The organism is Acidocella aromatica, from assembly GCF_014201825.1.
Lineage (GTDB): Bacteria > Pseudomonadota > Alphaproteobacteria > Acetobacterales > Acetobacteraceae > Acidocella > Acidocella aromatica.
This window is the reverse complement of the sequence record NZ_JACHFJ010000001.1, coordinates 419,193-438,621: the sequence shown is the minus strand read 5'-3', so window position 1 is coordinate 438,621 and position 19,429 is coordinate 419,193. Positions and strand designations below refer to the sequence as shown.

At 66.3% G+C, this 19,429-nt stretch carries 16 protein-coding genes; 6 read left to right on the top strand and 10 right to left on the bottom strand.

Going from position 1 to position 19,429, the window contains the following annotated elements; genetic code table 11:
* Positions 1–35: 35 nt before the first annotated feature.
* The 5 genes from HNP71_RS02220 to HNP71_RS02200 are packed head-to-tail and all read right to left on the bottom strand — an operon-like array spanning position 36 to position 4,181.
* Positions 36–605, bottom strand: coding sequence for a prepilin-type N-terminal cleavage/methylation domain-containing protein (locus tag HNP71_RS02220; RefSeq protein ID WP_183265195.1), 570 nt, complete (start codon positions 603–605; stop codon positions 36–38).
* Complete coding sequence (locus tag HNP71_RS02215; protein ID WP_183265194.1) at positions 602–958, bottom strand: type IV pilus modification PilV family protein; 357 nt, start codon at positions 956–958, stop codon at positions 602–604. Before HNP71_RS02215 ends, HNP71_RS02220 begins: the two co-directional genes overlap by 4 nt.
* On the bottom strand, positions 948–1,328 hold the full coding sequence (locus tag HNP71_RS02210; protein ID WP_183265193.1) for a GspH/FimT family pseudopilin: 381 nt from the start codon (positions 1,326–1,328) through the stop codon (positions 948–950). Before HNP71_RS02210 ends, HNP71_RS02215 begins: the two co-directional genes overlap by 11 nt.
* Positions 1,312–2,502, bottom strand: coding sequence for a type II secretion system F family protein (locus HNP71_RS02205; RefSeq protein WP_183265192.1), 1,191 nt, complete (start codon positions 2,500–2,502; stop codon positions 1,312–1,314). The genes HNP71_RS02210 and HNP71_RS02205 overlap by 17 nt, the downstream gene beginning before the upstream one ends.
* Complete coding sequence (locus HNP71_RS02200) at positions 2,502–4,181, bottom strand: GspE/PulE family protein (protein WP_246344015.1); 1,680 nt, start codon at positions 4,179–4,181, stop codon at positions 2,502–2,504. Before HNP71_RS02200 ends, HNP71_RS02205 begins: the two co-directional genes overlap by 1 nt.
* Before the next feature lie 181 nt (positions 4,182–4,362).
* Here HNP71_RS02200 and HNP71_RS02195 point away from each other — a divergent pair, with 181 nt between their 5' ends.
* The 3 genes from HNP71_RS02195 to HNP71_RS02185 are packed head-to-tail and all read left to right on the top strand — an operon-like array spanning position 4,363 to position 8,168.
* Positions 4,363–6,039, top strand: a complete 1,677-nt coding sequence (locus HNP71_RS02195; RefSeq protein ID WP_221246569.1) for a phospholipase C — start codon at positions 4,363–4,365, stop codon at positions 6,037–6,039.
* A gap of 24 nt (positions 6,040–6,063) precedes the next feature.
* A complete protein-coding gene (locus HNP71_RS02190) occupies positions 6,064–7,449 on the top strand; it encodes a cytochrome-c peroxidase (RefSeq protein ID WP_183265191.1) in 1,386 nt (461 codons plus the stop codon).
* A complete protein-coding gene (locus HNP71_RS02185) occupies positions 7,446–8,168 on the top strand; it encodes a prepilin peptidase (protein ID WP_183265190.1) in 723 nt (240 codons plus the stop codon). The genes HNP71_RS02190 and HNP71_RS02185 overlap by 4 nt, the downstream gene beginning before the upstream one ends.
* Here the strand turns inward: HNP71_RS02185 and HNP71_RS02180 are convergent.
* From HNP71_RS02180 to HNP71_RS02160, 5 genes are all read right to left on the bottom strand, one after another.
* A complete protein-coding gene (locus HNP71_RS02180; RefSeq protein WP_183265189.1) occupies positions 8,165–9,499 on the bottom strand; it encodes a sugar MFS transporter in 1,335 nt (444 codons plus the stop codon). The genes HNP71_RS02185 and HNP71_RS02180 overlap by 4 nt on opposite strands.
* 30 nt (positions 9,500–9,529) lie before the next feature.
* Positions 9,530–11,728: a beta-glucosidase gene (locus tag HNP71_RS02175; protein ID WP_183265188.1), complete on the bottom strand. Its 2,199-nt coding sequence runs from the start codon at positions 11,726–11,728 to the stop codon at positions 9,530–9,532.
* 445 nt (positions 11,729–12,173) lie between these two features.
* Positions 12,174–13,457 (bottom strand): glycolate oxidase subunit GlcF, encoded by a 1,284-nt coding sequence (gene glcF, locus HNP71_RS02170; RefSeq protein WP_183265187.1) that lies wholly within the window; start codon positions 13,455–13,457, stop codon positions 12,174–12,176.
* A gap of 4 nt (positions 13,458–13,461) precedes the next feature.
* On the bottom strand, positions 13,462–14,679 hold the full coding sequence (glcE, locus tag HNP71_RS02165; RefSeq protein WP_183265186.1) for a glycolate oxidase subunit GlcE: 1,218 nt from the start codon (positions 14,677–14,679) through the stop codon (positions 13,462–13,464).
* An 11-nt stretch (positions 14,680–14,690) separates the two neighbouring features.
* Entirely contained in the window at positions 14,691–16,181 is a 1,491-nt protein-coding gene (locus tag HNP71_RS02160; RefSeq protein WP_183265185.1) for an FAD-linked oxidase C-terminal domain-containing protein, read from the bottom strand.
* Between the two features lie 206 nt (positions 16,182–16,387).
* On the opposite strand from HNP71_RS02160, the gene HNP71_RS02155 reads away from it, so the two are divergent.
* From HNP71_RS02155 to HNP71_RS02145, 3 genes are read left to right on the top strand one after another with little or no spacing between them, the layout of a single operon-like run.
* Positions 16,388–17,326 carry a class II glutamine amidotransferase domain-containing protein gene (locus HNP71_RS02155; RefSeq protein ID WP_183265184.1) on the top strand — a complete coding sequence of 313 codons (939 nt, stop codon included), beginning with the start codon at positions 16,388–16,390 and terminating at the stop codon, positions 17,324–17,326.
* The gene (locus HNP71_RS02150; RefSeq protein ID WP_183265183.1) at positions 17,323–18,018 is read left to right on the top strand and encodes a GltB/FmdC/FwdC-like GXGXG domain-containing protein; all 696 of its coding nucleotides are present in this window, start codon (positions 17,323–17,325) and stop codon (positions 18,016–18,018) included. The genes HNP71_RS02155 and HNP71_RS02150 overlap by 4 nt, the downstream gene beginning before the upstream one ends.
* A complete protein-coding gene (locus HNP71_RS02145) occupies positions 18,003–19,424 on the top strand; it encodes an FMN-binding glutamate synthase family protein (RefSeq protein ID WP_183265182.1) in 1,422 nt (473 codons plus the stop codon). The genes HNP71_RS02150 and HNP71_RS02145 overlap by 16 nt, the downstream gene beginning before the upstream one ends.
* The last annotated feature ends 5 nt before the right edge of the window (positions 19,425–19,429 follow it).

Here is a 19,429-nt window from a genome sequence, read left to right as displayed (position 1 = left end):
CTTTCCGTGCTGCCGTGAACAATGAAGCTTTGGAGTCATGGGCCGGTGTTCACGGGCGCGGCGATGAGGTCGGGCCAGTCATGCCCGTCGGCAAAGCGCAGATGGATGCGCACCAGCAACGGCAGCCCGGGGCCGGACCATTTGCTGCCCCAGGCGGGCGGCGCGCCGTTCTGCGGCGTCAGATAGCTCATCCTGACCGTATCCACCCCGCTGGCTAGCGTCTTGAATGAAGGTGGCGGAGGGGGGCGGAGCGGGATGCCCGCCGCGTGCGGGGCCGCGCGGAGCGTAAGCGTGCCGTCCGCGCCGGGCTGGATGGCGATGTCGGCCAGCCCGCGCAGCCCGCCAGTGCCCTGCGGCAGACGGGTGGTGAAGGCGAGGCCGCCGAGCTGCCCGGTCATGCTGCCAGGCACGGCTTGGGCGATCATGTTGCGCAGCGCGGTATCCACCGCCGCCATATCCTCCGGCCCGGTGATGTGCCGTTCGCTGCCCGACCATGCGGCGAGGCCGAAGCGCCAGCTTTGCGCCAGCCCGGCCATCACCAGCCCGAACACCACCAGCGCCACCAGCATCTCCAGCAGCGTGTAGCCAGCCTCGCGCCTTGTCATGGATTGGGGGCTACGCGCTCTGTCGTGAGCGTCACCGCGCGGGTGCCGAAACGCTCGGTTAGGCGCACGGCATAGAGCGTGATCTGCCCGTTGGATTGTTCCGGGATGATGCTCATCTCCCAGGAGAAGCCGCCGCCATCGTCGCCCGCGCTGCGCCCGGGTTGCAGCTGGGTAAGCGGGCCAAGGGCGGCGAGGCGCGATTGGGCGCGCACCAGCGCCTCCTGATAGTGCGCGGCGGTGAGCGCTTGGGCCGAGGCGTTGAATGCCACCTGGTACAACACCAGCGAGGCCAGGGCGGCGATCACGAAGGCCACCATCACCTCCAGCAGGGTAAAGCCGGAATCACGGCGCATCGGTGCTGATCCGCCCGGTCAGCCAGTCGGCGCGGATGGCGATCTGCCGCGCGCCGTAGGCCAGGGTGATTTGTCCGCCGGTGGAGCTGCCATCGGGCTGGAACACCAGCCCTCCGGGCGGGGTTTGTGCCGTCACGGCGAGCCAGCTTGGCAAAGGCGGCGGAGTGAACACAATGGTCCGCCCGGTGGCGATGGCCTGCCCACGGTCCAGCCGCATGGCGGATGCGATCTGCCGGGCCGCCACCTGGGTTTGCAGCCAGCGGTCGTGCGGCGGCCCGGCATAGGCCAGCAAGGCCAGCGCCAGCCCCATCACGGCGATGACCACCAGCATCTCCAGCAGTGTGAAGCCGGAGTCACTGCGCGATGTCATTGAGGCTCAGCATGGCCAGAAGCAGGGAAGAGACGATCCCCGCCACCGCCGCGCCCATCAGGATGGTGATGGCGGGTACCAGCATAGCGACGAGTTGTTGCAGGGCGAGGCGCGTGCGTTCCTCGTGCATGTCGGCGGCGCGCAAGGCCAGCGGGCCGAGCTGGGCGGTTTCCTCGCCCAGGCGCAGCAGATGCACCAGCCGCAGCGGAAAACATCCGGCCTGTTGCAGCGCGCGGGCCATGCCCTGGCCGGTCTTCGCACTTTCCGCTGCCACCGCCACGGCGTTCTGGGCGGCGCGGTTGCCCAGCACCTCCTGCGTCATGGTCAGAGCGGGCAGCAGCGCCACGCCATTAGCCAGCAACAGCCCCAGCGTGCGGGCGAAGCGCGCGGCCAGAACCTCCCGCGTCAGCCCGCCAAGGAGGGGAACGCGCAGGATCAGCCTATCCACGACAAGGCGCGGGCCGGGCTGGCGCAGCAACGCCCGCAGGCCAAAGCCCAGGACCAGGGACGCCAGCAGGGCATAAGGCGCACTGGCCGAGACCACTTGGCCCAGCGCCAGCAGAAAGGCGGTGGAGGCGGGCAAGGCGACGCCGTTCTGGGCAAAGAGTGGCACGAATTGCGGAAGCACCTGGGTGAGTAGCAGCGCGATGGAGCCGATGGCGGCGATCAGCAATATGGCCGGGTAGATCATCGCCGATTGCACGCTTGCGGCGAGGCTGCGCTGGCGCTCCAGTAGCCCGGCCAAGCGCTCCAGCGTGGCGGCGAGCTGCCCGCCCGCCTCGCCAGCGCGCACAAGCCCGATATAGAGGCGGGGAAAACTCCTTGGCTCGCGCTGCAAGGCGGTGGTGAGGGCCGCGCCGTCGCGCACCGAATCCCTCACCCGGCCCAGCACGGCGGAGACGCGGCGGTTAGCGGCTTCCTCGGCCATCAGCCGCAGTGCGCGGTCCAGGTCCTGCCCGGCGGCCAGCAACGTCGCCAGTTCCACGCGCTTGAGCGCGCCGCCGCCCAGTTCCAGCCGAAGCAGAGTAGAGAAGCGCCGTTCCGGGGCGATGGATAGCACCATCGCGCCCCGTTTTTGCAACTGCCCGGCGATCTCGGCGCGGTCGGCGCCTTCGGCGGTGCCGCGCAGCATCTCGCCGCCGTTGCCTAAAGCGCGATAGACGAAGCGTGGCATTATTCCTCGGCCCGCACGGCGCGCAGGACTTCCTCGATGGTGGTTTCGCCCCGCGCCACCGCCGCCATGCCGGTTTGCAGCATGGTTTTCATCCCCGTCCCTACGGCGGCGCGCTCGATCTCCGCCTGCCCGGCATGGGAGAAGAGCAGGCGCTCGATCTCGGTGTCGGGTGTGAGGAATTCGGCGATGGCCTGACGCCCACGATAGCCGGTGTTGCGGCAGGCGGGGCAGCCGTGGGCCCGGAACATGGTGGAGCAGTCAAGATTGAAGCGCTGGCGGAGATCGTTTGGCACCGGCACTTCCTCCTTGCACTCAGAGCAGAGGCGACGCACCAGCCGCTGCGCCAGCACGCCGCGCAGCACGGCGGCCAGGAGGTAATCCTCCAGCCCCATGTCCCTTAGGCGGGTGATGGCGGCGGCGGCCGAGTTGGTGTGCAGGGTGGAGAGCACCAGATGCCCGGTGAGCGCCGCGCGCGCCGCGATCTCGGCGGTTTCCAGATCGCGGATCTCGCCGACCATGATCACGTTCGGGTCGAGGCGCACGATGGAGCGCAGCAATGCGGCGAAATCCAGCCCGATCTGCGGGCGCACCTGGATCTGGTTGATCCCCGGCAACTGGTACTCGATCGGGTCTTCCACCGTGATGATCTTAGTCTCCTCGGCATTGAGGGAGAGCAGGGCGGTGTAGAGCGTGGTGGTCTTGCCTGAGCCGGTGGGGCCGGTGACGAGGATGATGCCGTTGGGCGCGGCGAGTGCCGCCTTCAGCCGTTCGACCACCTGCGGATCATGCCCCTGGGTGGTATAGTCGAAGGATACGGCGGAGCGGTCCAGCACGCGCAGTACGGCGATTTCGCCATGCAGGCTGGGCGCGGTGGCGAGGCGGAACACCACCTCCTGCCCGCGCACGGCGATGCGGATGCGCCCATCCTGCGGCAGGCGGCGCTCGGCGATGTCGAGCTTGGCGAGGATCTTCAGGCGCGAGATGATGGCCGCGGCGTGGCGGGCCGGGTGGGTCTGCGCCTCCTGCAAATCGCCATCGTGACGGTAGCGGATGCGCACGCGGTCCTCGAACGACTCAATGTGAATATCCGAGGCGGAACTTTCCACGGCGTGGGAGATGATCTGGTTGACGAGGCGGATCACCGGCGCCTCGCTGGCGAGGTCCTTCAGCCGCTCGGCGTCGTCTTCGCTGGCGGCGGTACTCGTTTCGGTCTCTTGTCGTACCTGGTCGTCAGCATACAAACGGTTTAATGCGGCTTCCAGCTCCACCGGCACGCCCACCTCCACCCGCACGGCCAAGCCCGTGGCCAGCCCGATGGCGGCTTGTGTGAACTCGTCCAGCGGATCGGCCAGCGCCACGCTTAGCGCACCGTCAGGGGTGATGCGCAACGGCACGGTGCGCGCGGCGCGCAGGAAGCGCGGGCGCAGGCGCTCGGGCAGCACGGGTGCATCCGGGTAGCGCTCCGGGGTAGTGAGCGGAAGGCGCAGCAGCGCGGCCCAGGTTTCGGCGAGCGCGCGTTCGGGCACCAGCCCGAGTTGCACCAGGGCCTGTGCGCAGCTCAACCCCGTCTCGCGCGCAACGGCACGGGCACGCTCGAGGGCGATGGCATCGCAGATGCCGCTGGCGGCAAGCAGCTCAAGTGCCGCATCCGCCATGGCGGGCGGGGCGGCAAGATCCATCGGGAGGCTGTCCATGACCGGCTATTTCGCGGTAGCGGACGTTGTGGGCAAGTGACAGAATAATGTCGGCAACGATAGTGAAATCGTCTTTGACAAATCATAATTCAGTCACACGCAAACCGTGCGTGGTTGCCTAGAAGCCGAACCGGCTTACGAATTCTTAACATCAACAGGGAATCCCATGCGCATACGCAAGTCTCTTATCGGTGTGTCGTTCTGCTTCTCGACGATGCTGACCGCCATCGCCCCCGCCGGTGCCATGGTCGGGACCTCCGGCGCCACCGCGCCCTCCACCCTCAGGCTGACCACGCGTGGTGTGGACGCGCTCACCACCGCCACCCCGATCAAGCATCTGGTCGTGATCTATGGCGAGAACGTCTCGTTCGATCACTATTTCGCCACCTATCCAAAAGCCACCAACCCGAGTGGCGAGCCGAGCTTCACCGCCAAGTCCGGCACCAAGACGCCGAATGGCCTTTCCGGCACGCTGCTGACCGCCAACCCGAACTACACCAACACCGCCAACGGCACCGGTGCGGCCAACCCCTTCCGCCTGGACCGCAGCCAAGCCGCCACCGCCGACCAGAACCACGCCTATATGGCCGAAGAAGAAGCCTATGACGCGGGCAAGATGGATCTGTTCCCGCTCTATACCGGTAACGGCACCACCGGCGGAGCCGGGGCATTCGGCACCAAGGGCCAGGTGATGGGCTATTACGACGGCAACACCGTCACCGCGCTGTGGAACTACGCCCAGCATTACGCGATGAGCGACAACGCCTATACCGACACCTACGGCCCCTCGACCCCGGGCGCGCTCGAGATTGTTGCGGGCCAGACCGACGGCCTGCAGCTCGTCGCCAGCAGCAAGTCCTCCTACTACGTGAAGAACACGATCAACGGCGCGACCGACTATACGCTGATCAACGACGTCGATCCCGGCTACGACACCTGCTCCAGCGCCACCAACCAAGCGATGATCAACGCCAAGAACATCGGCGACCTGCTGAACGCGGCCAAGATCTCCTGGGGCGGCTTCATGGGTGGCTTCAACCTGGGCCTGACCAACACCAACGGCACCACCGGCTGCGCCCGCTCCACCAGCTCCGCGGTTGTGGGTGCCACGGCGGACTACATCCCGCACCATAACTGGTTCCAGTACTTCGCCTCCACCGCCAACCCCACGCATGCGCGCCCGGCGGGCCTGGTCGATGTCGGCTATACCTACGACAATGGCGGCGCCGTGGACCCGGCCAACCACCAGTACGACCTGAACGATTTCTACAGCGCCGTGCAGGCTGGCAACTTCCCCGCCGTGTCCTACATCAAGATGCCCGCCTACCAGGACGCCCATGCCGGTTACTCCGACCCGCTCGACGAGCAGGCTGGTGTCGTGAAGCTGGTTAACTTCATCCAGCAGCAGCCGGATTGGAAGAACACCGCCATAATCATCACTTATGACGACTCCGATGGCTGGTACGACCATGCCTTCACCAAGGTGCTGCACTCGTCCTTCGACGCCACCGCCGACCAGCTGAACGGCGCTGGTACCTGCGGCACCGGCACCGCGCCGGTCGGCATCGCCGGTCAGCCGGTGAACGGCCGCTGCGGTCCCGGCACGCGCATCCCCTTCCTGGTCATCTCCCCCTGGGCGCGCGCCAACTATATCGACCATAACCTCATCTCCGAGGCCTCCGTGGTGCGCTTCATCGAGGATAACTGGCTGAAGGGCCAGCGCCTGGGCAACGGCTCGTTCGATGCCTCTTCCGGCTCGATCATGCCGCTGTTCAACTTCGTCAGCTTCTCCGGCAGTGCGGGCCGCCTGATGCTGAACACCAGCACCGGCGAACCGCAATAAACTAAGCATCACGGAACAGACGCCATGCGTATCCTGACTGTCGCCATGGCGCTTGGCGTCTGTGCCGCCGTGGCGGCCATTCTCAGCACCCCGGTGCCGGTGGCCGCTTGGCTTTCCAACCCCGCCGCGAGCTTCAAGCTCGCGCGGGGCGAAAATCCCAACCCCGTGCAGCTTGTCCGCCCAGAGAGCCAGCCGCTTTCGGCGATGGCGCTTCTAGGCGAGCAGATCTTCTTTGATAAAAGTCTCTCATCCTCCGGCAAGTTGGCCTGCGCCTCCTGCCACGATCCCAGCAAGGCCTATGGCCCGCCGAGCGATCTGCCCGCCGTGTATGGCGGCCCGGAGTTGAAGAACCAGGGCGCGCGTGCCGTGCCCTCGCTGATGTATCTTATCACCCAACCCAATTTCAGCATCGGCCCCGACCCGGCTGGCGATGCCGACAACCCCACGCCGTTGCCCCAGCTCGCCGCCGCCGCCAGCGCCAAGATGCGCGCGATCAAGACCGCCCAGAGCACGGCGCAGAGTGCCGCCAATATCGTGCCCGCAGGCGGGTTGTTCTGGGATGGCCGGGTGAACACGCTGCAAACCCAGGCCATGGGGCCGCTGTTCAGCCCGTTCGAGATGGATGCGGGCGATATCACGACCGTCACGGAAAAGCTGCAGGCAGCACCTTATGCCTCGCAATTCACCACGCTGTTCGGCTCGATGGTTTTCCTGCAGCCGCGGCTGCTCGTTGCCGAGGCGATGTTCGCCGTGGCGCGCTATCAGGTTGAGAACCAGGATTTCCATCCCTACACCAGCAAGTACGACTATTGGCTGGAGGGCAAAGCGCGCTTCACCCGCGCCGAGCTGCGCGGCTATGTGCTGTTCAACGACGTGAACAAGGGCGATTGCGCGGCCTGCCATCTCGACCAGCCGGACGCGCTGCACAATCCGCCGCTTTTTACCGATCACCAGTACGAGGCGCTGGGCGTGCCGCGTAACCCGGACCTCGCGGACAACAAGGACGCCAGCTATTACGATATGGGGATTTGCGGGCCGTACCGCACGGATCTCGCGCAGCAGACGCAATATTGCGGCATGTTCCTCACCCCCACGCTGCGCAATGCGGCCACGCGGCAGGTGTTCTTCCATAATGGCGAGTACCACACGCTCAAGCAGGTACTGGACTTTTACAATCTGCGCGACGTGCAGCCGGGCAAGATCTACCCCCGTGGGCCGGATGGCGCGGTGCAGAAATTCAATGATCTGCCCGCGAAGTATCAGGCCAATATCGACAATACCGATCCGCCGCTGAACCGCACGCTGGGGCAGCAGCCAGCGTTGAGCGAGCGCGAGGAGCAGGACATTATCGCGTATATGAAGACGCTGACCGATGGTTACACCCCTCCGGGCGGTAAACCGGGCGCGTGAACGCGACGATAACGCTGCCGCTGCTGGGGTTGATCGTCGGCAGTTGGCTCGGTGTGGTGGTGCGGCGTTGGCCGCTGGGGCGGGCCATCGCCTGGGCGCGCTCGCAATGCGACTCTTGCTCCCATGTCCTGGGCGCAAGTGAGTTGGTGCCGCTGCTCAGCTTCGCCGTGCAGCGTGGGCGCTGCCGCCATTGTGAGGCGCGCATCGGCTGGTTTCATCCGTGCATCGAACTGGCGGCGCTGTGCGTTGCCGTGGTGGCGCTGCTGGTGGATGGCGGCAACGGCCCGCGCGCCTGGATTGATGCGGCTCTGGGCTGGGCGCTGCTCTGCGCCGCCTGGATTGATGCGGAAAATTGTCGTCTGCCCGATGTCATCACCCTGCCGCTGCTTCTGGCCGGGCTGGCGGTAACGTATCTTGATGATCCCACGGCGCTCTACGGCCACGCGGTTGCGGCGGCGTTGGGGTATCTCGGCTTCCGGCTGCTGGATGCGCTGTACCGTCTGGCCCGTGGGCGCGATGGGCTAGGCCAGGGGGACGCCAAGCTGCTGGCCGCTGCCGGGGCTTGGCTGGGGCTGGCGGCGCTGCCTTGGGTGATTACCGGCGCGGGGGTGGCGGGCATCGTGCTGGCGCTGGTTCTGGGGCGGCGGGGGGACCAGCCCGTTCCCTTCGGCCCGCCGCTGGCGCTGGCGTTCTTCACCGCCCGGCTGTGGGGCGGCTAGGCGGGGCGGCGCGCCATCAGCAGGCCATACCCGGCGATGACCAGATAGCAGCAGGCGGGCACGATGAGCGCATGGCCGAGGCCGAGCGCATCCGCCGTGGCCCCGTAGATGACCGGGACGATCGCCCCGCCCACGATGGCCATGCACAGCAGGGCGGAGCCGTTGGCGGTTTCCTCGCCCAGCCCTTCCAGCGCCAAAGTGAAGATGGTGGGGAACATGATGGAATTGGCCAGCCCCACCGCTAGCACGGTCGTCGCCGCCAGCAGCCCAGTATTGGAAGCCGAGTACAGCACTAGCGTTGTGGCGGTGAGGGCGGCGGCGCACAGCACCTTGCCGGGGGTGAAACGGCTGAGCAGGAAGGAACCACCGAAACGCCCAAGCATGGCAAGACCCCAATACAGGCTGACCAGCGTGCCCGCCACCTGCGCGGCATTGAAGCCGTTGGCCTTGTGCAACAGCCCGGCCAGCATTGCGCCGATGGCCCCCGTATGCGGCCCCAGCACGCTGGGCAGCATCAGGTAGTTGGTCAGCCCGGAGCCGATGGACACTTCCGCCCCGACATAAACGAAGATCGACACCACCCCGAGGATCAGGCGCGGGCGGGTGAGCAGCACGCGGCGGAACGGGTTGGGGCTGGCCGAAGCCGCCACCGGCCCCGGCACGCGGCGCAGGTTCCAGAACAGCAGCGCCAAGGCCAGCAGTACGCAAGCGATGACCAGGAAGGGCTGTTGCACCAGCTCGGCCTCATGCACCCGCAGTGCGGCGAGCTGCGCCGGGTCCGTGCTGGCGGGGGCGGTCACGCCGTTTTGCAGCAGGAACAGCGCGCCAATGAACGGCCCGGTGAAGGTGCCGAGCGAATTGAAGGCTTGCGCCAGGGTGAGGCGGCTATGCGAGGTTTCCCGGCTGCCCAGCACCGCGATATAAGGGTTGGCCGCCACTTGCAGGATGGTGATGCCCGAGGCGACGCAGAACAATGCGAGCAGGAAGCCTGGATACACCGCATGCCGCGCGGCGGGGGCGAACATCAGGCAGCCCGAAGCCATGATGACCAGCCCCAGCACCAGGCTGCGCACATAGCCGATGCGCCCCAAGATCGCTCCGGCCGGGGCGGAGAAGATGAAATAGCCGAGGAAGAAGGCGAACTGGGTGAGCATCGCCTCGGCATAGTTGAGCGAGAACAGCCCCTTGAGCTTGGCGATCAGCGGGTCGTTGAGCACCGTGACGAAGCCCCAGGCGAAGAACAGGAAAATGACGAGCCCTGTCATAGCGCCGCCACCGGTGCGGGTAACGGTGGCGGTGGGCTGGGGATGTGCCTGAGGGGCAAGAGCCATGTTGGGCGTTTCCTCGGATTTGATGTTTTCTTATGGCGCCAAGTGAGTGGCGGGAAGGCTGATCGCTGCGGTTTCCGCAACTTCGGCGGCGGAGCGGGCCAGAGCGATGTTGTAGACGCCGGCATCCACGCGCCAATCATTGGCTTTGGTATCGAAATCCGCGAGCAAACGCGGGTCGATGGTCAGGCTCACATGCCGCGTCTCGCCCGGCGCGAGGGTGACGCGGGCAAAGCCGACCAGCCGCTCGGTGCGCTGGCCCGCGCGGGCGGTGAGGTAGAGCTGCGGCACGGCGGTGCCGCTAACCTTGCCGGTGTTGGTGACGTCGAAACTGGCAACGAGAGCATGTGTGTCGCTCAGCGCTAGATGACTGAAGCCGAAGCTGGTGTAGGAGAGGCCGTAGCCGAACGGGAAGAGCGGTGTCAGCCCCCTGGCCGCGAACCAGCGATAGCCGACATCCGCGCCTTCGATATTGTAATCGGTGCTGGTGATTTGCCCTGGTGCGGCGTCCAGCCCGGAGAGTCCAGGGCGGGGGAGCTGTGTCTCGTCGCGCGGGAAGGTCATGGGCAGATGGCCGGAGGGATTGACCGCGCCGAACAGCGCGTTGGCGATGGCATGGCCGCCATTGCCGCCCGGATACCAGGCCTCCATCACCCCGGCCACATCGCTCAGCCAGGGCATTTGCACGGGGTTGCCCGTTTCCAGCACCACGATGGTATGCGGGTTCGCCTTGGCCACGGCCTCGATCATCGCATCCTGCCCGTCGGGCAAAGTGAGGTCTGGCACGTCCTGGCTCTCGGTCTGCCATTTGCGGGCGAACACGATCACTACATCCGCCCATTTCGCCAGTTGCGCGGCGGAGGAGGGGTAATTGCCCGGATCGAAGCGGAACTGCGCGTTGGGGGCGAGGTCGTGCATCGCGGCGAGCGGGGCATCCGGGTCGATGACCGCGCTGGTGTGGTTGCCCGCCAGCCCTTCGCCCATCAGCACCGTGGGCAGGAGCTGGGCCGGAACGTCCGGGATGACCTGAGAGGAGCCTCCGCCAGAGAGCACCCCGGCATTGGCATAGCCGCCGATCACCGCGATGTGCTCGTTGCCCTTTATCAGGGGCAATATGTTGTCGTTATTTTTCAGCAGCACGAGGCCTTCTTCCTCCTCGTGCTGGGCGGAGAGGCCGTCGGCCTGATAATCGATGGGCGTTTTCACCGGCGGATGGTCGAATAGTCCGACCGCGAACATAGAGCGCAGGATGCGGTGGACCATGCCGTCGAGGCGCGCCTGGGGGACTTCGCCGGTCTTCACCGCGTCGGCCAGCGGGGCGCCGAAGAATACCTGCGCGTCGTATTCCTCGCCGGATTCCTGATCCAGCCCGGCCAGGGCGTCCTTCACTGAATGCACGGCTCCCCAATCGGACATCACCCAGCCCGGATAATGCCAGTCGCCTTTCAGCACGCCGTTGAGCAGATGGTCGTTGCCGCAGGCATAGGTGCCGCCGACGAGATTGTACGCGCACATCACCGAGGCCGGGGCGCCGCCCTCGATGGCTAGCTCGAAGGCCAGCAGGTCGGACTCGCGCGCGCTCGCCTCGTTTAGGTGGGCGTCGTCGGCGTAGCGGTTGGATTCTTTGTCGTTGAGCGCGAAATGCTTGACCGTGGCCACCACATGCTGCGCCTGGATGCCGGCGATGATCTGCCCGCCGAGCAGCCCGGCGAGATACGGGTCCTCGCCCAGATACTCGAAATTGCGCCCTCCGCGCGGGTCGCGCGTCAGGTTCACTCCGCCCGCCAGCAATACGTTGAAGCCGCGCCGCCAAGCCTCCCGCCCGGCGAGGATGCCGGTGGCGCGGGCCAAGGTGGGGTCGAAACTTGCCGCCAGCGCCAGATTCGCGGGAAGGGGGGTGGCGCCGGTGTTCCAGGCTTCGTCCATGGCGTCGGAGACGCCGAGCCCGCCATCCGTTTCCTGCAGGGCCGGGATGCCAAGCGCCGGAATGCCAGGCACATAGCCCGAGGAGCCGATGGCGCCGGGGATCGGCGGCGGGGCGTCGCCGGAAAACCCACCATAATAGGCGGCCAGGGCGAAATGCCCGTGGAGTAAGGAGAGCTTCTGCGTCTCGTCCATTTTGGCTTCCAGCGCGTCGGCGCGGGCATCCGGGGAGAGGGTGGGATTCATCCAGGGGGGTGGGGCGTCCGCGCAGGCGGGGGCGGCGGTCAGGGCCAGTGCGATCACCGCCATGCCGGATGTCAGTCTAAAAATCACAAACCCTCCACACAACTCTCCGCCCTTGGGCGCGGCACAGCCATAGCCCAAGCCTCGGCGCGGCTAAAGCCGCCGCCAGCAGGCATAAAGCGCTTGGCAGTGCCGTGTGCCTGTTCTGGGGCGTGAAATCGCTGCCGCCGCAGAATTGCATCCATTGGGCCCTGTTCGCCTCGTCGCCTGCGGCGTGGGGTTCGCGCTGATCTACGCCGCGCTGGACCAGGACAACAGGCTGAACTGGCTGAATTCCGGGGTGATCTGGGGATGCTGTTCGCGGGCGGCATATTGCTGGCGGCCTTTGTCATCCATCCGCGTTATGCGGAATTCCCCTGGCTCGACCCACAAGTGCCGCTGCGCTGGCCGATGCCGCGCTGGTGCGGGGCCATATCGGCCTGTTCAAGGTGCTCGGTGGCGGGTGGGAGGGTTAGGAGGCCTTCAGTGCCTCGGGCCGTGGCCCGCCGGTGGCCCAGTCGAGCAGTTCGGCCGTATGCACCACGGGGAGTTTCGTGCCGGAGCCGATCTGCACCATGCAGCCGATATTCCCGGCGGCGATCAGGGCGGGCGCCGTGCTCTCGATATTCGCCACCTTGCGGTCACGCAGCTGGGTGGCGATCTCGGGTTGGAGCATGTTGTAGGTGCCCGCCGAGCCACAGCATAGATGGCCTTCCGGCACGTCCACCACCGCGAAGCCCGCCTGACGCAGGAGTTGCTTGGGGGCTTCCGTCACCCGCTGGCCGTGCTGGAGCGAGCAGGCGCTGTGATACGCCACGCGCTGCCCGGTGGGGATGACCGGCGCTTGTAGCCCGATTTCGGCCATCAGCTCGGTGATGTCCCGCGTGATGCGCGATATGGCGGCAGCGGGGGCGGCTAGGTCCGGGTCGTTGCGGAAGAGGAAGCCGTAATCCTTCACAGTGGTGCCGCAGCCCGAGGCGTTCATCACGATGGCATCGATCCGCCCGGCCTCGACCTCTTTGCGCCAAGCGAGGATGTTGGCGCGAGCCTCGGCGTGGTCGGCGGCGCCCATATGGTGGCGCAGCGCGCCGCAGCAGCCGGTGCCGGGCAGGACCACCACCTCGCACCCATGCCGGGCGAGCAGCCGGGCGGTGGCGGTGTTGAGATGCGGGGCCAGCACCTGCTGCGTGCAGCCGGGCAGCAGGGCGACGCGCAGGCGGACGGCACCTTGCGGCTTCAGGTTCAGTGTCGCCTCCGGCACCGGGATGGGCAGGCGGGCCGGGGCCAAGGCCAGCATGGCGCGGAGTTTTGCGGGCAGCAGCGGAGAAAACGGGCGGCCGAGCTTGGCCAGCGCCACGGAGAGCCGGAACAGCCTCGGATTTGGCAGCACCAGGGCCAGCACGCGGCGCAGGGCGCGGTCGGCCAGGGGGCGTTTATAGGTGCGCTCGATATGCGCGCGGGCATGGTCCACGAGATGCATGTAATCCACGCCCGAGGGGCAAGTGGTCATGCAACTCAGGCAGGAGAGGCAGCGGTCCACATGCTTCACCACTTCGGGCGTGGCTGGGCGCTCATGCTCCAGCATGTCCTTGATCATGTAGATGCGCCCGCGCGGGCTATCCAGCTCGTCGCCCAGCAGGGCGTAGGTGGGGCAGGTGGCCGTGCAGAAACCGCAATGCACGCAATTGCGCAGAATTTTATCCGCCGTGGCGATGGCCGGGTCGGCGAGCTGCTCCGGGGAGAAGTTGGTCTGCATGACCTCAGAACTCCTTGTACATGCGGCGCGGGTTGAGGATGCCGAGCGGGTCGAAGCCCTGCTTCACGCGCTGGGTGAGGGCGGCGAGCGCGGGCGAGAGCGGCTCGAAGACATCGATCTGGGCGCGCAGCTCATCGGGGGCGGCGAACAGAGTGGCATGGCCGCCCGTTTTGGCCAGGGCGGCGCGGATGGCGGTGGCTCCGGCATCGGGCCCGGCCTGCGCGGGCTCCAGCCCCGCCCAGATCTGCCCGCCGCCCCAATCGAGGAAAAATGACGCGCTGGCGAACTGCCCGGCCAAAGCGTGCAGCAATTGGACCGCCCTGGATGGGGTGGGGTTGAGGCGCCAGACGATGGCGGCGTTGCCCAGCAGAGGGCGAACCGCTCCGATCTCGGCCCAGAGCGTGGAGCTGTCGCCATCGACCAGCCGGGCGGCGGTGCCGAAGGTAGCTTCCAGCGCGTCTGTCCGGTGCGCCACGGAGGGGGCTGGGCCTTCCAGCCGCAGCGCCACCAGCCCGTTGCCCGCGGGCAGCGCGCCCGAGACCCGGCTGCGCGCCAGCACGGCGGCGGGCAGATAGGCGGCGGCGCTGATCTCGTGCGGCGTGTTCAGCGCGGCGCTCATCAGGGTGAGGGCCGCTGTGGCGTCGGTGACGGGCAGCAGCAGGGTGCGGGCGGTCTCGGGACGGGGCATCACCTTGATGGTGACCTCCGTGAGCGCCGAGAGCGTGCCGAATGCCCCGGCCTGAAGCTTGCACATGTCGTAGCCGGTGACGTTCTTCACCACGCGCCCGCCGGCTTTCCAGATCTCGCCGCGCCCGTTTACCGCTGAGAAGCCGAGGAAATGGTCGCGCGCGGCCCCGGCCTTGAGCCGCCTGGGGCCGGACTGGTTGCAGGCCAGCACGCCGCCCAGCGTGGGTTCACCGGTATGGCCGAGCAGAGCGCGCCAGTCCGGCGGCTCGAAGGCCAGCATCTGCCGCCGCGAGGCCAGCAACCCCTCGATCTCGGCCAGCGGCGTGGCGGCGCGGGCGGTGAGCACCAGCTCTGCAGGTTCGTAGTCGATGATGCCGGTGATCCGGCTGAGGTCCAGCGTGGCGGCGGTGGGGGCATGGCGGCCGAGGCGGCGCTTGGAGCCGCCGCTGCTGATGGAGAGCGTCTCGCCCGATGAGGCTGAGGCGGAGATGATCGCGGCCAGTTCGGCGGCGTCGCCCGGTTGGTAGAGGGTCATGGGCGTCTCCGTCAGAACCGTTCGAGTTCGGGGAAAGGCAGCTTGCCGCCATGGATGTGCATCCGGCCCAGCTCGGCGCAGCGGCAGAGCTGGGGGAACACCTTGCCGGGGTTGAGCAGGCCCGCATCGTCGAACGCGCATTTCAGCGCTTGCTGCTGGGCGAGGTCGGTCTCGTTGAACATCGTCGGCATCAGGTCGCGCTTCTCCACGCCCACGCCATGTTCGCCGGTGAGCACGCCGCCGACCTCCACGCAGAGGCGCAGAATATCCGCGCCGAAATCCTCGGCGCGCTGCAACTCGCCGGGGCGGTTGGCGTCGTAGAGGATGAGCGGGTGCAGATTGCCGTCCCCCGCGTGGAAGACATTGGCCACGCGCAGGCCGTAGGTTTGTTCCATCTCGGTCATGCGGCGCAGCACCTCGGCGATGCGCTTGCGGGGGATGGTGCCGTCCATGCAGTAGTAATCGGGCGAGATGCGCCCGACGGCGGGGAAGGCCGCCTTGCGCCCAGCCCAGAACAGCAGGCGCTCCTCCTCCGAGGTACTGGCCCGGCAGCTCACCGCCTGGTGCTGGGTTGCGATGTGCTCGACCGCCGCGACCAGATGATCCACCTCGGCCGCGCAGCCATCGAGTTCCACGATCAGCAACGCCGCGACATCGAGCGGGTAGCCCGCATGGACGAAGGCTTCAGCCGCCTCGGTGGCGAGCTTGTCCATTATTTCCATGCCGCCCGGAATGATGCCCGCGGCGATCACCGCCGCCACGCAATCGCCAGCGCTTTCCACGCTGGGAAAGCCGATCATCAGCGCACGGGCTGTGGGTGGGATGGGTAGAAGCCGCACTGTGACCTCGGTGACCACGCCGAGCATGCCCTCGGAGCCGACCAGCGCGCCGAGCAGATCGTAGCCTGGGCCGTCGAAATGCTTGCCGCCGAGGCGGATGATCTCGCCGTCCAGCGTGACGATCTCGACGCCGATGACATTGTTCGTGGTCAAACCGTATTTTAGGCAGTGTACGCCGCCCGAATTCTCTGCCACGTTGCCGCCGATGGTGCAGGCGATCTGGCTCGATGGGTCCGGCGCGTAATATAGCCCCTGGCCGCGCACGGCCTGCGAGATGCCGAGATTCGTCACCCCAGGCTGCACGACGGCGCAGCGGTTTGGTAGGTCGATCTCCAAAATCTTCTTGAACTTGCCCATGCCGAGGAGAATGCCATCGGCCAGCGGCATGGCGCCGCCGGAAAGCGAGGTGCCCGCCCCGCGCGGCACGATGCGGATGTTGTTCGCCTTACAGTAGCGCAGAACCTCGGCCACCTGCGCGGTGGTGCTGGGCAGTACGGCGATCATCGGTAATTGCCGGTAGGCGGTCAGGCCATCGCACTCAAAGGCGCGCAGTTCGTTCTCGTTCTCGACCACGCCCTCGCCGGGGACTATGCGGCGCAGCGCGGCAATGATCTCGCCCCGGCGGGCGAGAACCTGCTGGTCCGGTTCGGGCATGCGTATCATTGGGCGCCTCCGGCACTGGGATGGTTCCCCCATAACTGGGGCAAAGCCGCCAGTACGGCAAGGCTGCGGTGTGTATTTGCTGCTTCGCCTAAAAATATGGCGTCAACTGTCAAGAATGCTGATTAATTGCTGGCTAACCTGCCTCTTATCGTTGATTTGCTCATTTCTACATCATTTTTTGGTGTGGAGGAGGAGGGTGAGAGAGCATGTGCGGGATCGCGGGGCGAATATTGGGCAAGGTTGGGGATGTCGGGACCGATCTTGTCGAGCTGATGGATGCGCAGGCGCATCGCGGCTCGGACAGTACGGGGTTTGCCATATACGGCATACCGCGCGAGAGCGGGTTCATCGTCCGCGCCATGGGGTTCGAGCGCGCCAAGCTGGGCCAGGATTTGGACGATTTCCACTATATCCTGAAGGAGCACGGGGCGGATTTCCTGGAGAATCCGACCTGGGACAATAGCGGGGACAAGCATTATTCCGTGCGCATGGTGATCAGTGAGCCGGGCGATCTGGCGCGCTGGACGCGTGAGGCGGATACGATCTGCCATCGGCTGGAGGTGCAGTCCGTCGGGAAGTCGCTTGAGATCATCAAGGATGATGGCGATGCGCGGACCGTGGCAGAGAAGCATGGCGTGCGCGGGATGATCGGTACGCATGGGCTGGGGCATGCGCGGCTGGCGACTGAGTCCGCCGTGCGGCCCAATGCCAGCCATCCGTTCTGGGCGCGGCCCTTTGCCGATGTCGCCATCGTGCATAACGGGCAGATCACCGATTATTACAACTGGCGGCAGCGGCTGGAGCGGCAGGGGTATCGGTTCCTCACGCAGAATGATTCCGAGCTGATCGCGGTATGGGTTTCCGACCAGATGAGCAAGGGCATGACGCTGCAGGAGGCGCTGGATCATTCGATCAAGCAGATCGATGGTGTGTTTACCTATATGATTGCTGACACAAACGGTATTGGTTTTGCCAAGGACCGTTTTGCCATCAAGCCGCTGGCGACGGTGCAGCAGGATGGCGCGTTCTGCGCTGCGACCGAGGAGCAGGCGCTGCGGCGCGTGTATCCGGGCAGAGCAAAAATCATCAATTACGATGGCCCGGCCAAGACCGGCATCTGGGGTCGCGGGGAGTTGGCGGCATGAGCAGCCGGTATGTGATCGAGGTGGGGAACAGGCACATCAAGGATGTGAACGAGGAGATCCAGGCGGCGGCGAAGGCGCATCATTCGCTGCTCGTGCGCAATACGCTCTCGCGGCATAATCTGGGCATCGGGTTGCCGAAAGGCGTCGATGTCGCCTTTGAAGGTTCCGTGGGCTATTATTGCGGCGGGCTCAATACCGGCGCCATCGTTACGGTTGAGGACGATGCCGGCTGGGGTACGGGCGAGGGCATGGATGCCGGGCATATTACCATTGGCGGCTATGCCGGGATGTCGGCGGGGGCGGCGATGCGGGGCGGCACGATCCATGTGCGAGGCGATGCCGGGCCGCGCATCGGCGTGGCCATGAAGGGCGGCAATATCATCGTCGAAGGCAAGATCGGCTCGCAGGCGGGGTTCATGGCCCATGCAGGCAAGATCATCGCGCTGGGCGGGGCGGGGGCGTCCTGCGCCGATGCGCTGTGGCAGGGCGAGGTCTGGGTCGCGGGCGAGATTGAGAGCCTGGGCGTGGATGCCGTGGTGAAGGAGCCCACCGCCGAGCAGGTGGCTGAGGTGGACGCGATTTTGGAACCGCTGGGGCTGGTGGACAGCGCGCGCAATTGGCGCCGGATCGTTTCCGGCCAGCGGCTTTGGTATTTCGAGAGCAGGGATGCAAACGCATGGCTGATGATCTGAACGGCACTTATCACTATCCGTTCCCGGAGGCGCCGGAGGAGCTGGTGAAATTCGGCGATGGGGCGATCGAAGGCCGCCCGGCTGGTGTGCCGTCCTCCTACGATGAAGGCGGTTCGCTGCGCTGGACGCCGGAAGCGATTTCCGAGGTTCACGCCCTGGCTCAGCTTGGGCGTTACCAGGTGCGCGGCTACAACACCTTCAACAAGCGTTTTCCCACGTTTGACGATCTCACCTTCGTGCCGGCGACGATGACGCGCCTGCCGCTGGAGGGGTATCGGGAATCCTGTGACACCACCACCATTCTTGGCGGCGGGCGCGGGCTGGTGGAGAAGCCGCTGGAGCTGAAGATTCCCATCTATATCGCCTCGATGTCCTTTGGCGCGCTCTCGGCCAATGCCAAGGAAGCGCTGGGGCATGGGGCGTCGAAGGTCGGCACCATGACCTGCACGGGGGAGGGCGGGATGCTGGAGGAGGAGCGCGCGGCCTCGAACAAGCTGGTGTACCAGATGTCGCCCGCGCGGTATGGGCTGGATCTCGATCATCTGCGCCGTGCCGATGCGCTGGAGATCGTCGTCGGCCAGGGGGCGAAGCCGGGCACGGGCGGGTTGTTGCTGGGGATGAAGGTGTCGCCTCGGGTTTCGCAGATGCGTACATTGCCCGAGGGCGTGGATCAGCGCTCCACCGTGCGCCATCCGGACTGGTTGGGGGCTGATGATCTCGCCATCAAGGTGGAGGAACTGCGGATCGCCACCAATTATCAGGTGCCGATTTTCCTGAAGATGGGAGCCACGCGGCCGCGCTACGATGTCGCCATCGCCGCCAAGGTGGGGGTGGATGTGGTGGTGGTGGATGGGGCCGAGGGCGGCACCGGTGCATCGCCGGAGTTGCTGCTGAACCATACGGGGATTCCCACCATCTCGGCGATCCGCGCGGCGCGTGAGGCGCTGGATGAATGCGGTATGTCCGGCAAGGTTTCGCTGGTGGCGGCGGGCGGGATTCGTTCGGGTGTCGATGTCGCCAAGTGTCTCGCGCTGGGGGCGGATGCGGTGATGATCGGCAATGCGGCGATGATCGCGCTGGGCTGCAACTCGCCGCGTTATCTCGATGATTATAAGAAGCTCGGCACATCGCCCGGCGCTTGCCACCACTGCCATACGGGCATGTGCCCGGTGGGTGTGGCGACGCAGACGCCAGAGCTTACCGCGCGCATGGATGTGGCCGCCGGGGCGGAACGCGTGGCGCGCTACCTGACGGCCATGACCATGGAGGTGACGGCGCTGGCCAAGGCTTGCGGCAAATCGAATGTTCATAACCTGGACATGGAAGATTTGCGGGCGCTGTCCTTCGAGGCATCGGCGTTCACGGGGGTGAAGATGGCGGGGATCGACCGCGCTTATGGCTGGTAAGGGAG

Coding starts and splice junctions, on each gene's coding strand:
- HNP71_RS02220 (WP_183265195.1), bottom strand. CDS start 605: ATGACAAGGCGCGAGGCTGGCTACACGCTGCTGGAGATGCTGGTGGCG.
- HNP71_RS02215 (WP_183265194.1), bottom strand. CDS start 958: ATGCGCCGTGATTCCGGCTTTACCCTGCTGGAGGTGATGGTGGCCTTC.
- HNP71_RS02210 (WP_183265193.1), bottom strand. CDS start 1,328: ATGACATCGCGCAGTGACTCCGGCTTCACACTGCTGGAGATGCTGGTG.
- HNP71_RS02205 (WP_183265192.1), bottom strand. CDS start 2,502: ATGCCACGCTTCGTCTATCGCGCTTTAGGCAACGGCGGCGAGATGCTG.
- HNP71_RS02200 (WP_246344015.1), bottom strand. CDS start 4,181: ATGGATCTTGCCGCCCCGCCCGCCATGGCGGATGCGGCACTTGAGCTG.
- HNP71_RS02195 (WP_221246569.1), top strand. CDS start 4,363: ATGCGCATACGCAAGTCTCTTATCGGTGTGTCGTTCTGCTTCTCGACG.
- HNP71_RS02190 (WP_183265191.1), top strand. CDS start 6,064: ATGCGTATCCTGACTGTCGCCATGGCGCTTGGCGTCTGTGCCGCCGTG.
- HNP71_RS02180 (WP_183265189.1), bottom strand. CDS start 9,499: ATGGCTCTTGCCCCTCAGGCACATCCCCAGCCCACCGCCACCGTTACC.
- HNP71_RS02175 (WP_183265188.1), bottom strand. CDS start 11,728: ATGGCGGTGATCGCACTGGCCCTGACCGCCGCCCCCGCCTGCGCGGAC.
- glcF (WP_183265187.1), bottom strand. CDS start 13,457: ATGCAGACCAACTTCTCCCCGGAGCAGCTCGCCGACCCGGCCATCGCC.
- glcE (WP_183265186.1), bottom strand. CDS start 14,679: ATGACCCTCTACCAACCGGGCGACGCCGCCGAACTGGCCGCGATCATC.
- HNP71_RS02160 (WP_183265185.1), bottom strand. CDS start 16,181: ATGATACGCATGCCCGAACCGGACCAGCAGGTTCTCGCCCGCCGGGGC.
- HNP71_RS02155 (WP_183265184.1), top strand. CDS start 16,388: ATGTGCGGGATCGCGGGGCGAATATTGGGCAAGGTTGGGGATGTCGGG.
- HNP71_RS02150 (WP_183265183.1), top strand. CDS start 17,323: ATGAGCAGCCGGTATGTGATCGAGGTGGGGAACAGGCACATCAAGGAT.
- HNP71_RS02145 (WP_183265182.1), top strand. CDS start 18,003: ATGGCTGATGATCTGAACGGCACTTATCACTATCCGTTCCCGGAGGCG.